Origin of the sequence: Sulfitobacter alexandrii (assembly GCF_001886735.1) — a bacterium.
In the GTDB taxonomy this organism is placed as follows: Bacteria; Pseudomonadota; Alphaproteobacteria; order Rhodobacterales; family Rhodobacteraceae; genus Sulfitobacter; species Sulfitobacter alexandrii.
In genome coordinates this window covers 3,212,760-3,224,643 of record NZ_CP018076.1, presented here as the reverse complement: position 1 = coordinate 3,224,643, position 11,884 = coordinate 3,212,760, and the positions used below count along the sequence as shown (strand labels likewise).

13 protein-coding genes are annotated in these 11,884 nt (G+C 65.1%); 6 read left to right on the top strand and 7 right to left on the bottom strand.

Annotated features, from left to right (window positions below):
• Positions 1 to 63 precede the first annotated feature (63 nt).
• The 3 genes from BOO69_RS15755 (at position 64) to BOO69_RS15745 (ending at position 3,993) form a co-directional block, all read left to right on the top strand.
• A complete protein-coding gene (locus BOO69_RS15755; RefSeq protein WP_172839571.1) occupies positions 64 to 1,188 on the top strand; it encodes an ABC transporter permease in 1,125 nt (374 codons plus the stop codon).
• Between the two features lie 67 nt (positions 1,189 to 1,255).
• Positions 1,256 to 2,839, top strand: coding sequence for an ABC transporter ATP-binding protein (locus tag BOO69_RS15750; protein ID WP_071973033.1), 1,584 nt, complete (start codon positions 1,256 to 1,258; stop codon positions 2,837 to 2,839).
• 251 nt (positions 2,840 to 3,090) lie between these two features.
• Entirely contained in the window at positions 3,091 to 3,993 is a 903-nt protein-coding gene (locus tag BOO69_RS15745; RefSeq protein WP_071973032.1) for a LysR family transcriptional regulator, read from the top strand.
• On the opposite strand, the gene BOO69_RS15740 is transcribed toward BOO69_RS15745, so the two are convergent.
• Together BOO69_RS15740 and BOO69_RS15735 are read right to left on the bottom strand one after the other, a co-directional pair.
• Positions 3,974 to 5,431, bottom strand: a complete 1,458-nt coding sequence (locus BOO69_RS15740; RefSeq protein ID WP_071973031.1) for a D-alanyl-D-alanine carboxypeptidase family protein — start codon at positions 5,429 to 5,431, stop codon at positions 3,974 to 3,976. The genes BOO69_RS15745 and BOO69_RS15740 overlap by 20 nt on opposite strands.
• Positions 5,432 to 5,681: 250 nt before the next feature.
• Positions 5,682 to 6,392, bottom strand: coding sequence for an HAD family hydrolase (locus BOO69_RS15735; protein ID WP_071973866.1), 711 nt, complete (start codon positions 6,390 to 6,392; stop codon positions 5,682 to 5,684).
• 87 nt (positions 6,393 to 6,479) lie between these two features.
• Between BOO69_RS15735 and clpS the strand changes: the two genes are divergently transcribed.
• Genes clpS through BOO69_RS15720 form a run of 3 tightly spaced genes read left to right on the top strand, consistent with a single transcriptional unit; the run spans position 6,480 to position 8,637 of the window.
• Positions 6,480 to 6,821 (top strand): ATP-dependent Clp protease adapter ClpS, encoded by a 342-nt coding sequence (gene clpS / locus BOO69_RS15730; protein WP_071973030.1) that lies wholly within the window; start codon positions 6,480 to 6,482, stop codon positions 6,819 to 6,821.
• 3 nt (positions 6,822 to 6,824) lie between these two features.
• Entirely contained in the window at positions 6,825 to 7,814 is a 990-nt protein-coding gene (locus BOO69_RS15725; RefSeq protein ID WP_071973029.1) for a class I SAM-dependent methyltransferase, read from the top strand.
• A gap of 22 nt (positions 7,815 to 7,836) precedes the next feature.
• Positions 7,837 to 8,637 (top strand): SDR family NAD(P)-dependent oxidoreductase, encoded by an 801-nt coding sequence (locus tag BOO69_RS15720; protein WP_071973028.1) that lies wholly within the window; start codon positions 7,837 to 7,839, stop codon positions 8,635 to 8,637.
• A 9-nt stretch (positions 8,638 to 8,646) separates the two neighbouring features.
• Here BOO69_RS15720 and BOO69_RS15715 read toward each other — a convergent pair whose 3' ends face one another.
• The 5 genes from BOO69_RS15715 to BOO69_RS15695 all read right to left on the bottom strand — a co-directional run bounded on the left by BOO69_RS15715 (position 8,647) and on the right by BOO69_RS15695 (position 11,799).
• The gene (locus BOO69_RS15715; protein ID WP_071973027.1) at positions 8,647 to 9,189 is read right to left on the bottom strand and encodes a helix-turn-helix transcriptional regulator; all 543 of its coding nucleotides are present in this window, start codon (positions 9,187 to 9,189) and stop codon (positions 8,647 to 8,649) included.
• Entirely contained in the window at positions 9,186 to 9,761 is a 576-nt protein-coding gene (locus BOO69_RS15710) for a cytochrome b/b6 domain-containing protein (protein ID WP_237267499.1), read from the bottom strand. The genes BOO69_RS15715 and BOO69_RS15710 overlap by 4 nt, the downstream gene beginning before the upstream one ends.
• A gap of 4 nt (positions 9,762 to 9,765) precedes the next feature.
• Positions 9,766 to 10,020: a PepSY domain-containing protein gene (locus tag BOO69_RS15705; RefSeq protein WP_071973026.1), complete on the bottom strand. Its 255-nt coding sequence runs from the start codon at positions 10,018 to 10,020 to the stop codon at positions 9,766 to 9,768.
• A gap of 176 nt (positions 10,021 to 10,196) precedes the next feature.
• Positions 10,197 to 11,132: a fatty acid desaturase family protein gene (locus tag BOO69_RS15700; protein ID WP_071973025.1), complete on the bottom strand. Its 936-nt coding sequence runs from the start codon at positions 11,130 to 11,132 to the stop codon at positions 10,197 to 10,199.
• A 109-nt stretch (positions 11,133 to 11,241) separates the two neighbouring features.
• Positions 11,242 to 11,799 (bottom strand): fasciclin domain-containing protein, encoded by a 558-nt coding sequence (locus tag BOO69_RS15695; RefSeq protein WP_071973024.1) that lies wholly within the window; start codon positions 11,797 to 11,799, stop codon positions 11,242 to 11,244.
• Positions 11,800 to 11,884 lie beyond the last annotated feature (85 nt).

Here is an 11,884-nt window from a genome sequence, read left to right as displayed (position 1 = left end):
AGCGACCTGGCCCAGACCGACCCGTTGCCGCAGCGTCCGCCCGGACAGGATGCGCCGCCGCCCGTGACCAAGGCGCCGCGGGGCTGGCTGTCGCCGCTGAACCGGCGGCGCTGGAACAATTTCCGCCGCAACCGCCGCGCCTATTGGTCGATGTGGATTTTCGCTGTGCTGTTCGGGATTTCGCTGTTCGCGGAGTTCGTGGCGAACGACAAGCCGATCCTCGTGAACTATCGCGGCGAGTATTACATGCCGATCTTCAATTTCTATCCCGAGACAGCGTTCGGCGGCGATTTCCAGACCGAGGCGGTCTATCGCGACCCCGAAGTGAAGTGTCTGATCGCCACCGGGGGCATGGACCTGTGTTTCGACGACCCCGAAGGCTATTACGAGGATGCCCAGGACGGGGTGATCGACGGCGAGCAGATCCGGAACGGCTGGTCGATCTGGCCGGTCATCCCCTATTCGTTCAACACCGCCGTGGACCGCCCCGGTGCCGCGCCGCTGCCGCCCAACCGGCAGAACTGGCTGGGCACCGACGGGACGAAGCGCGACGTCATGGCCCGAGTGATCCACGGCTTCCGCCTGTCGATCCTGTTCACCCTGATCGTCACGGGCGCCGCCACGGTGATCGGCATCATCGCCGGCGCCTTGCAGGGCTTTTTCGGCGGCTGGCTGGACCTGATCTTCCAGCGGGTGATCGAGATCTGGTCGGCGACGCCGTCGATCTACGTCATCATCATCATGTTCGCGATTCTGGGGCGCAGTTTCTGGCTGCTGGTGTTCCTGCTGGTCCTGTTTTCGTGGACCGGTCTCGTGGGCGTGGTGCGGGCCGAATTCCTGCGCGCCCGCAACCTGGAATACGTGCGGGCGGCGCGGGCGCTGGGGGTGGGGAACATGACCATCATGTTCCGGCACATGCTGCCCAACGCCATGGTCGCGACCCTGACCTTCCTGCCCTTCATCATCACCGGCACGATCAGCACACTGGCGATTCTCGACTTCCTCGGCTTCGGCCTGCCGTCCTCCGCCCCGTCGCTGGGCGAGTTGACCCTGCAGGCCAAGCAGAACCTCCAGGCGCCCTGGCTGGCCTTCACGGCCTTCTTCACCTTCGCCATCATGCTGTCGCTGCTGGTCTTCATCTTTGAAGGCATTCGCGACGCCTTTGACCCCAGAAAGACCTTCTCATGACGCGGACACGGAAATTACGTAATTTCCGGCCCGATTTCTTCGAAGAAATCGACCACGGGGCTCAGGCATGAGCGCACCTCTTCTGGATGTCCGCGACCTGAACGTCTCGTTCCGGCAGGACGGGGCGCTGGTGCACGCGGTGCGCGGCGTGTCCTTTGCCGTCGAACGGGGCGAAACGGTCGCGCTGGTCGGCGAAAGCGGCTCGGGCAAGTCGGTTTCCGCGCTTTCGACGGTGTCGCTGCTGGGCGACAGCGCCGAGGTGTCCGGTTCCGTCACCTACGACGGGCAGCAGATGATTGGCGCGGATGCGGCGCTGTTGCGCAAGGTCCGGGGCAACGACATCAGCTTCATCTTTCAGGAGCCGATGACATCGCTCAACCCGCTTCACACCATCGAAAAGCAACTGGGCGAAAGCATCGCGTTGCACCAGGGACTGGTGGGGGAGGACGCGCGCGGCCGGATTCTCGAACTGCTGGAGAAGGTGGGCATCAACGATGCGCAAAGCCGGCTGGGCGCCTATCCGCACCAGCTGTCCGGCGGGCAGCGGCAGCGCGTGATGATCGCCATGGCGCTGGCCAACAAGCCGGACGTGCTGATCGCGGACGAGCCGACCACGGCGCTGGACGTGACCATTCAGGCGCAGATCCTCGACCTGCTGAAGGAACTCAAGGACAGCGAGGGCATGGGCCTGCTGTTCATCACGCACGATCTGGGCATCGTGCGGCGGATCGCCGACCGGGTCTGCGTGATGCAGAAGGGCGTGATCGTCGAGCAGGGGCCGACGCGCGACATCTTCGACAACCCGCAGCACCCCTATACGCTGAAACTGCTGAGCGCGGAGCCGACCGGCAGTCCCGAACCTGTTCCGGCTGACGCGCCCGAGATCGTATCGACCGAAAACCTCAAGGTCTGGTTTCCGATCCAGCGCGGCCTGTTGCGGCGTACCGTCGGCCACGTGAAGGCGGTGAACGACACGACGCTGTCCGTGCGCGCGGGCGAGACGCTGGGCATCGTGGGCGAGAGCGGGTCGGGCAAGACGACGCTGGCCCTCGCGATCATGCGGCTGATCCAGTCGGAGGGGCGGATCACCTTCATGGGCGAGGACGTGCGCAAGTGGTCCACCCGGCAGCTGCGCCGGTTGCGGGCGGACATGCAGATCGTTTTCCAGGATCCCTTCGGGTCGCTCAGCCCGCGGATGACCTGCTTCCAGATCATCTCGGAGGGCCTCAGCATTCACGGCATCGGCAAGGGTCAGGATCAGCGCGTGCTGGTGCACGAGGTGATGGAGGAAGTCGGGCTCGACCCCGCCACGATGGATCGCTATCCGCACGAATTCTCCGGCGGTCAGCGCCAGCGGATCGCAATCGCCCGCGCCATGGTGCTGCGGCCCAAGCTGCTGGTTCTGGACGAGCCGACGAGCGCGCTCGACATGACCGTTCAGGTCCAGATCGTCGAACTGCTGCGGAACCTGCAGGAGAAATACGGGCTGGCCTATCTGTTCATCAGTCACGATCTGCGGGTGGTGCGGGCCATGTCGCACAATGTGCTGGTGATGAAGCGGGGCGACGTGATCGAGTATGGGCCCGCGGACGATCTCTACGACAATCCCCAGACCGACTATACCCGGACCCTTCTGCAGGCCGCGACCTGAACCGGGCGGAGCGCCGGCATTTCCGTGTCATTCTACCTCGGCTGAGCCGGCCTGCGCGTGCCGCCGGGATGCCACCGGTGCCGTCTTTGTCCCTGAACCGGCACATCGGTTCGGGTCGCCGTGCGAATGGCGGCTGCGTAGATATGTAACATTTCGGTTCCTCCGGTTGCGGTTTTGACCCTTCACATATCGTTCGGAGCAGGCACTATTGCGACTCATGGATTATGGCCGCATGTAAGGATTGCCTACATATGGACTGGAAATCACTGCCGCCGCTGGCCGCGCTGCGCGCCTTTTCCGCCTTTGCCCAATGCGGCAACGTGCAGGCGGCGGGCACCGCGCTGGGGGTCAGCCATGCCGCGATCAGCCAGCAGTTGCGCACGCTCGAGGCGCATCTCGACGTGGCGCTGCTGGACCGGTCGGGGCGATCCATGCGGCTGACACCCCAGGGGGAGGTTCTGGCCAAGGCGCTGCACGCGGGCTTTGCCGCCATGATCGAGGCGGCGCAGGAGATCACCGGCGCCCGCGATGCCCGGCCCCTGCATATCTCGTGCACGCCGACGTTCGCCGCATCCTGGCTCATGCCGCGGTTGCCCTCCTTTCGCGCCGCGCATCCCGAAGCCAGCCTGAGGCTCGACCCGACACCGACACTGGCGGAGCTGTCGCCCGACGGGATCGACATCGCGATCCGCTACGGCACCGGGTCGTGGCCGGGCCTCGAGACGGAGGTGCTGATGCAGTCGCCCATGGTGGTGGTGGCGGCGCCGGCGCTGGTGGGGGAGGGGCCCCTGCCGCCGGTCGAGGAACTGTCGGGGTTTCCATGGCTGGAAGAGGCCAGCACATCGGAAAGCACGGACTGGCTGCGCCGCCTGGGGCAGGGGGACATGGCGCCACGGGCGCTGATGCAGGTGCCGGGCAACCTGCTGCTGGATGGGGCGCGGGACGGGCAGGGCGTTGCGGTGACGGTGCACCTGTTCGTGGCGCGGGACATCGCGGCGGGACGGTTGCGCGAGCTCTACCGTGCGGACAGGCCGGGGTCGGGGTATCACCTGGTGACGCGGCCCGGCGTGATGCGGCCCGCGTTGAAGGATTTCGTGCGCTGGATCCGCCGCGAGGCGGCCCGGGATCAGGCGGTCAGCCCGGCCCGATCATGAAGCAGTTGATGTTGCGGGCGGCCAGCCTGCGGCAGGCGAGATCCGCGCTGTCGCGGGTCATGCCGAGGAAGTTCGCGTCGAAGCCCTGCGGCCGCTGGACGACCTTGCGCAGGCTGCCGTCAAGCGTGGCCATTTCGGCCAGCGCGGTCTTGAGCAGCACCTTTTCCGCCGCATAGCGGCTGGGGTAGCGGCCCAGGTTGACGCCCCATTGCCGCCCACCGGAGGTGGAGACACGGCTGACGACTTCCTGCTCGACCGGGGCGGGGGCCGCCGCGGCCACCATCGCTTCGGGCCGGATGGTGGGCCGTGCGGACACCTTCGCCGCAGAAGCCAGCGTGACGACGCCCTCGGCGGTGGCCGGGGCGGGCGGGCTGATGGCCGGGCTCTGCACCGCTTCCTTGAGCGCGGCGGTGATGTCCGCGTCGCTGACCACCGGATCGGCGGCGGCCATCAGAACCGGGGCCGCGCTGCCGGGCCGCAGTTGGGGCCGCTTGGAGGTCTTGACCGCGCCCACGAGGCGGATCGTCTTGCCTGCGCCACCGGCGCTGTCGCCCGTGTCATCCTCGACATCGGCATAGACCATCTCGCGCTGGGGTTTGCGCAGCGGCGCGTTGGAGGGCGCGCGGCGGAAGCCGAGGTCCATCAGTTCGGCGACCTTCGCATTGCGCTGCGCGGTGGACTGGCCACCGAAGACGGTCACGATAATCCGCTCGTTGCCCCGTTCGGCGGAGGCGGTGAGATTAAAGCCCGCGGCACGGGTATAGCCTGTCTTGATCCCGTCGGCGCCCTTGTAGGAGGACAGGAAGCGGCGGTTGGTGTGGCTCACCTTCTTGACGCCGGCATCGGCGGTGATGCGCGAGAACAGGTTGTAGTACTGCGGATAATCGTAGAGCAGGTGACGCCCCATCAGGGTCATGTCGTGGGCGGTCGACAGGTGCCCGGCTTCGGTCAGGCCATGCATGTTCTTGAAGGTCGTGCGCGTCATGCCCAGCGACTTGGCGGTGCGGTTCATGCGGCGGGCGAACTTGGCCTCGGATCCTTCGATGGCTTCGCCGATGGCGGTTGCGGCGTCGTTGGCCGACTTCACCGCGGCCGCGCGGATCAGGTAACGCAGCTTGATCTTCTGACCGGGGCGCAGGCCCAGCTTGCTGGGCGGTTCGGCGGCGGCGTTCTTGGAGATCGTGACCTCGGTATCAAGGCCGATCTCGCCGCGCTGGATCGCCTCGAACGCGATGTAGAGGGTCATCATCTTGGTCAGGGAGGCCGGGTGAAGCCGGGTGTCCGCGTTCTGGGAATGCAGGACCTTGCCGGTTCGGGCATCGATCACGTAGGCGGCATAGGGGGCTGCGATGGCGCTCAGCGGCAAGACCACGAGAAGCCAGAATGCCGCGATGAAAAATAGCCCGAAGCGGGCCGGCTGAATGCGCCGCGCCTTCATTTTGAACCTGCCTTTTTTGCCTCTGGACCGCCGATTTTTCGGCTGGCCTCATTTTGATTACAAACAGCGTAGCACAGGTCAAAATTTCGCGAAAGCCATAACGCACTGGTAAATCAGTGAAAATAGCCGCGCGTTTCGTCCACATCTAGGGGCGATAAAAAATGCCGCCACAATAGGGGCCATTGTGGCGACAATGTGGCAAGAACGCGGCGAATATGCCTTTTTGCGCCGCGCGTGGCGCACCGGTCTCTCAGTGGGATGACTTCAACCCGCTGACGAGGTCGGGAAGCTGCGACAGGTCCGCGATCTCGGAGAACCTCGGGTGGGCCTCCGGTGCCGCGGCATGTTCCAACGCCCAGGTCAGGGTGTGCGGCACCAGCACGCCCCAGCCGCCCGCGTCCAGCATCGGCAGGACATCGGACGCCATGGAGTTGCCCGCCATCAGGCCCTGATCGGCACCCGTGCCGTGACGGCCGAAGATGTCGGCGTATTCCGCCGAGGTCTTGTGCGAGACGATTTCGATCGCATCGAAACGGTCGCGCAGCCCGGACTGTTCGACCTTGCGCATCTGGTCCAGAAGGTCGCCCTTGGTGATGAGGATCAGCTTGTGGTCGTGGCGGAGCGATTCGAGGGTGTCCTCCACCCCCGGCAGCAGTTCGACCGGGTGGGACAGCATTTCCCGCCCCGCATCGAGGATCTTGCCGATGACGGCGGCGGGCACCCGGCCGTCCGTCACCTCGATCGCCGTTTCGATCATGGACAGCGTGAACCCCTTGATCCCGAACCCGTAGTGCGACAGGTTCCGGCGTTCCGCTTCTGTCAGCCGTTCCATCAGCCGGGGTTTTTCCGCGTGATCGGCCAGCAGTTCGGCAAAGTGGTCCTGCGTGAGGGCAAAGAACCGTTCGTTGTGCCAGAGCGTGTCGTCGGCGTCGAAGCCGATCGTGGTCAGGGACGGTGCCATTTCCATGCTGCCTCTTTTCTCGTAACGGGAACAGGTTATATACACGCACACACGACTCACAACGCACAGCAAACTGTCGGAGCAGCAATGCGCCCTGAAGAATACATGATGGCGGACAGGTCGGGCGATGACGGTCAGACCGATCTGCTGACCAAGACCAAGCCCAAGACGAAGCGGCCGCCACTCTACAAGGTGTTGCTGCTGAACGACGACTTCACACCGATGGAGTTCGTCGTGCACGTGCTCGAGCGGTTTTTCGGCCTCAATCACGCGCAGGCGTTCGAGATCATGCTGACGGTCCACAAGAAGGGACTGGCGGTGGTCGGCGTGTTCAGCCACGAGATCGCGGAGACCAAGGTCGCGCAGGTCATGGATTTCGCACGCCGGCATCAGCACCCGCTGCAGTGCACGATGGAAAAAGAAGAATAGCGTGTGATTGACGCACGTCTGGATCTGGCTCTTCAAGGCGGGCTCGAGCTGCCGGAAGAGGGGCTGATCGCCGTTTTCCGCCCCCCGCAGGACGCACGGCTGCCGGGTATCGACCGCGACCGATGCCACGTGGTGCAGGACTTCAAGCCGCTGTTCGATGCCTGGCAGGAGCGCGGCTACAAGGCGGTGCGCATGGTGCGGGACCGCTACGCTGCCGCCGTCGTCTGTCTGCCCCGCGCCAAGTCCGAGGCCCGCGCTCTGATCGCGGCGGCCTGTGGCACCTGCGACGGCGTCGTGGTGATCGACGGCCAGAAGACCCAAGGCATCGATTCCATCTTGCGCGAGATGCGGGGCCGGGTGACCATCAACGGCCCCATATCCAAGGCGCACGGCAAGTTGTTCTGGATCGACGCCTCCGCCACCGATTTCTTCGCGGACTGGGCCGAGGTGCCCTCGCAGACGCCCGGCGGATTCTGGACGGCGCCCGGCGTCTTTTCCGCCGATGCGGTCGATCTTGCATCGGCGCTGCTGGTCGATGCGCTGCCCGAGAAGCTGGGGGCCGAAGTGGCCGACCTCGGGGCGGGGTGGGGTTTCCTTGCCGCGCATGTCCTGACCCGCGAGAGCGTGCAGACGGTCCATCTGGTCGAGGCGGGGCACAGCGCCTTGGAGTGCGCGCGCCACAACGTCACCGACGACCGGGCCAAATTCCACTGGGAAGACGCGACCAAATGGGCGCCGCCCCACCGGATGGACAGCATCGTGATGAACCCGCCGTTTCATCAGGGCCGGGCCGCCGAACCGCAGATCGGTCAGGCCTTTGTCGCCTCTGCCGCGCGCCTGTTGCAGCCGAACGGCAATCTGTGGATGGTGGCGAACCGGCATTTGCCGTATGAAGCGGAACTGAAGAAGAGCTTTGGCCACGTCGCGGAACTGGGCGGGGACGCGCGCTTCAAGCTGTTTCATGCGTCCAAACCGGCGCGGGCCGGACGTTGATCGGATCTTAGAAGGGAAAGCGATGTCTTTTTCGATTACCGGCAAGACCGCTATCGTCACCGGTGCCGCCAACGGCATCGGGCTGTCCATCGCCCGCCATCTGGCGGATGCCGGCGCGAACGTGATGTGCGCCGATGCGGACGAGAAGAAGCTGATGGAAGAACTGGGCAGCGAACGGGAAGATGGCAACATCCGCGTGTTCGCGGGCGACCTGCGCCAGCGGCTGACGATCGCCAACCTGATTTCCGCCACCATCGACGCCTTCGACCAGGTGGATATCCTCGTCAACGCATCGCGGCAGGTCATGACCACCGATGCGCTGGACGTGGAGGATTCATCCGTCGATACGCTGCTGGAGCAGAACCTGATGACCGCGCTGCGCCTGACGCAGGCGGTGGCGCGGCGGATGATCAAGCAGGCCGACCCGGAGGCGAAGGGGCAGGTGGGGTCGATCATCAACCTCAGCTCCACCGCGTGCAAGCAGACCCGGCCCGAGTTGATGGCCTATGCCATCGCGGCCTCTGCCGTGCAGCAGATGACCCGGTCCATGGCGCTGTCGCTGGCGGAACACCGGATCAGGGTGAACGCGATCTCGTTCGGTAGCGTCATGAGCGCCTCGTTGCGGTCGGCGCTGGCAGAGAACCGCGAATGGCGGGACGACATCCGCAGCAATACGCCGCTGGGGCGCATCGCCTCTCCGAACGAGCTGTGCGAGGCGGTGCAGTTTCTCGCGGCGGACAGCTCGGCCTTCATGACCGGCGAAGTCATGGTGATCGACGGCGGGCGTACCCTGCTCGACGCCGTGACCGCCCCGGCGCACTAGGCGTCCGGTTCAGGCCGCGCCGCGCGGGTTCCGGTCAGCGGCGGTGTCGCCCGCGGCCATGAGTTCCTCGACGAAAAGGCTGATGAACTGGGCGCGTCCGTCGGTGCGTGACTTGGCATAGATGCTCGCCGCCTGCGCGCGGACGGTGCCGGAAGCGGTGTTGCGGACCCGTGCGATGTTCTCGTTGTCCAGCCCCTTGAGGATCATGATCGCCACGTCCCGTTCGGCCGGGGTCAGGGCCCACGCCTCGAAAAAGGCTTCGATGACGTCGGTGAGGTGGCCATGCGCGATATCCAGCCCGATCTGCATGTCGGACATGCGCGACAGCAGGCCGCGCAGTTCGACCATGAGGAAGACGACCCCGGCGACCAGCGCCAGCGCCGCGGCTGCCTCGATCATCAGGTGCGGATTGTCGAACTGGCCGTCCTCCCGGAAATCCTCGATCGCGTCGCCGATGAAGAACAGCGCACAGAGGGCCTGAAGCAGGATGAGGCCCGCAAGCACCGTCGCGCGCCTCTCTCCGTTCCATGGCGACTTGCGCGCCCTTTTCATGCGATGTCTTTTCCTTCGGGGATCGTCTTGCGCCCGTTTACCATCGCTTTCACCAGATTGATACCGGAGTGCCAGGTGTCGAAGGCCACGCCGGCCACGTGCAGGGCCACCGAGATCAGCAGCCAGTCGAATATCGTTTCATGTGCCTTTTCCACCCAGTCGACGCCAAAGTAGGCGAGGGTCGTCATCATGTAGCCGGTGACCCCGATGGCAAGCACGCTGAGCCAGAGGTTGTAGACCATCAGGGCGCCGATCGGGTTGTGCGACAGGTGCACGCGCCGGTCACCGCCGAACATCGCCCGGGCATGGCGAAGGGCGCGCAGCGGGCTGGGCGGAAAAGCGGAGAAACGGGCGTTCGGCGGGCCGATCAGCGCCCAGAGCATGCGCATCGCCAGAAGGCTGAGGGCGATGTAGCCGATCAAAGCGTGGGTGCGGCTTTCGCCGTCCGCCAGCGCGCCGTTGACGAGGATCGCCAGGGCGAGGCCCCAGTGGATCAGCCTGACAAGCGGATCCCAGACCGAAACCTCACGGGCGCCCTTGCGCCCGTGGGTCGGATGTGTGGAAGCCACCACCGGATCAGCCCTTGAGTTCGAGCTTGGTGACCGCGCCGGTTTCGGGGCTGACATAGACCTCGCCCATTTTTCCGTCGCGCACGAAGTAGACCTCGATCTTGCCGTCTTCCATTTCGGCCTTGCGGACTTCGTAGCCCATGGCGGCAAGCGACGCCTGCACTTCCTCCATGGTGTTGCCGAGCTTGCTGTCCATCGAGACGTCCTCGGCAAGAGCCGGTGAGGCGAGGGCGATGAGGGTGATGAGTGCGAATTTGCGCATGTGTCCGTTCCTTTTGAAGGCCACCGGGATCAGGTGGCGTGAGGCGCCCCCTTGCGGGCCGCTGGTCGGCAATCTGGGAAGGAAACGGCATCGGGGCCATTGGCCCGGGGTTTATCCGGGGCCGCATAAGCGCCCGCTTATGGCGCGGTCACCTGCCGGTGCGTGCCGGCAGCCCTCTACCAGCCCGCTTCGGCGAGGGCGTGGCCATAATTGGGAGAGACGCGCATCCGGTCACCGATGCCTGCGTCGCGCAGGGCCTTGTGCATACGGGGCAGACGCCAGCAGGGAACATGCATGACCATGTGGTGTTCGAGGTGGTAGTTGACCCAGTAGGGCGCGACGAGCGCACGCGCGACGGGCCCTGCGTGGGTCGTGCGGACGTTCTGCAGGGGGTTGTCGGACTGTTCGGTGGCCCCGTGTTCGGCAATGTTGCGGATGCGCAGAACCAACTGGAACCAGGTGAGGTAGGGCAGCAGCCAGAACAGGAGGCCGTACCACCATTCGCCGGCAAGGCTCATCGCCAGGGCGACGCCGATGAAGACGGGCAGCGACTTCCACAGGTCGCGCGCCTTGAACGCCTGTGCCGCGTCCTGATTGGCGGCCTCGATGGCATCGTCGTCTCCGGCCAGACGAAAGGACATCACGATCTGCCCGACCAGTTGCCGCAGGCCGGTCTGGCCCGTCAAGTCACGGATGAATTTCCGTCTGAGGCTGTCGCGCGTTGTCGGAAACTTGGAAGACAGAACCAGATCGGGATCCTTGTCCGTCTGGGTGTAGCGGTGATGGGTAAGGTGATAATGCCGGTAGCTGCCAAGCTCGGCGAGGATGGGCCTGCCGCAAAGCCATTCGCCCGCGAATTCGTTGAGCCACCGGGTCTTGAACAGCGCATTGTGGGCCGCTTCGTGCATCAGGATGGCGAGTCCCAGCTGGCGCGAACCGATCAGGACGATCGCAAGAAGCGCGGTCAGCGGGTTTGGCCAGACAGCGAAGAGCGCGACGGAACCCGCGATCACCCCCCAGCAGTGGGCGACCAGCCATACCCCCATGGCATCCGTACGCGCGGCCAGCGCACGGATGGTGTCGGTATCCAAGTATGCCTTTCCGGGTGTCATGGCACCATGCTGAGGCAGCGCAGGCTGCACGTCAAGCGGGAGGCGCGATGCCAGAGAAAAACCCCCGCGGGGGTCCGCGGGGGGTCGGCAGCCTGTGTCGTTCGGGGGGTTACTGCTTGGGCAGCATCACGCCGTCGATGACGTGAATGATTCCGTTCGACTGGTTCACGTCGGGGATGGTGACGAAAGCGCCGTTGTCGTTTTCGTCGGTGATCAGGACACGCCCATCATCCGCGATGGATGCGGTCAGCGTGCAGCCGCCCAGCGTCGGGATCGCGTGCTGGCCGCCGTCGGCCTCGATCATGCCTGTCAGCGCTTCGGCCGTGACGGCACCGTCGACAACGTGGCAGGTCAGCGTCTGGGTCAGTTGATCGCGGTTGGCGGGTTCCAGCAGCTGCGTGACTGCGCCGTCCTCCAACCGGTCGAAACCTTCGTTAGTGGGGGCGAATACGGTGAAGGGGCCGGGGCCCGACAAGGTTTCGGCAAGGCCTGCGGCCTGCACGGCCGAAACCAGCGTCGTGTGGTCCGCGGAGTTCACCGCGTTCTCGACGATGTTGCGGTCGGCGAACATCTCCGCGCCGCCCACCATCGGGTTGTCCTGTGCAAATGCGGCGGTAGCGCCAAGCGCCATGGCCGACGCGGCCAGTGTCAGTTTGATCTTGTTCATGTCATGTTTCCCTGTGGTTTCCCGTTTCGATCAGGGTAGTAACGAGACAATGGTGGCGATTGTTTCAACCACGGCCGGATATGTG

Bases quoted from the DNA above. Each gene is read 5' to 3' on its own strand.
- BOO69_RS15750 (WP_071973033.1), top strand. From the start codon at position 1,256: ATGAGCGCACCTCTTCTGGATGTCCGCGACCTGAACGTCTCGTTCCGG.
- BOO69_RS15745 (WP_071973032.1), top strand. From the start codon at position 3,091: ATGGACTGGAAATCACTGCCGCCGCTGGCCGCGCTGCGCGCCTTTTCC.
- BOO69_RS15740 (WP_071973031.1), bottom strand. From the start codon at position 5,431: ATGAAGGCGCGGCGCATTCAGCCGGCCCGCTTCGGGCTATTTTTCATC.
- BOO69_RS15735 (WP_071973866.1), bottom strand. From the start codon at position 6,392: ATGGCACCGTCCCTGACCACGATCGGCTTCGACGCCGACGACACGCTC.
- clpS (WP_071973030.1), top strand. From the start codon at position 6,480: ATGCGCCCTGAAGAATACATGATGGCGGACAGGTCGGGCGATGACGGT.
- BOO69_RS15720 (WP_071973028.1), top strand. From the start codon at position 7,837: ATGTCTTTTTCGATTACCGGCAAGACCGCTATCGTCACCGGTGCCGCC.
- BOO69_RS15715 (WP_071973027.1), bottom strand. From the start codon at position 9,189: ATGAAAAGGGCGCGCAAGTCGCCATGGAACGGAGAGAGGCGCGCGACG.
- BOO69_RS15705 (WP_071973026.1), bottom strand. From the start codon at position 10,020: ATGCGCAAATTCGCACTCATCACCCTCATCGCCCTCGCCTCACCGGCT.
- BOO69_RS15700 (WP_071973025.1), bottom strand. From the start codon at position 11,132: ATGACACCCGGAAAGGCATACTTGGATACCGACACCATCCGTGCGCTG.
- BOO69_RS15695 (WP_071973024.1), bottom strand. From the start codon at position 11,799: ATGAACAAGATCAAACTGACACTGGCCGCGTCGGCCATGGCGCTTGGC.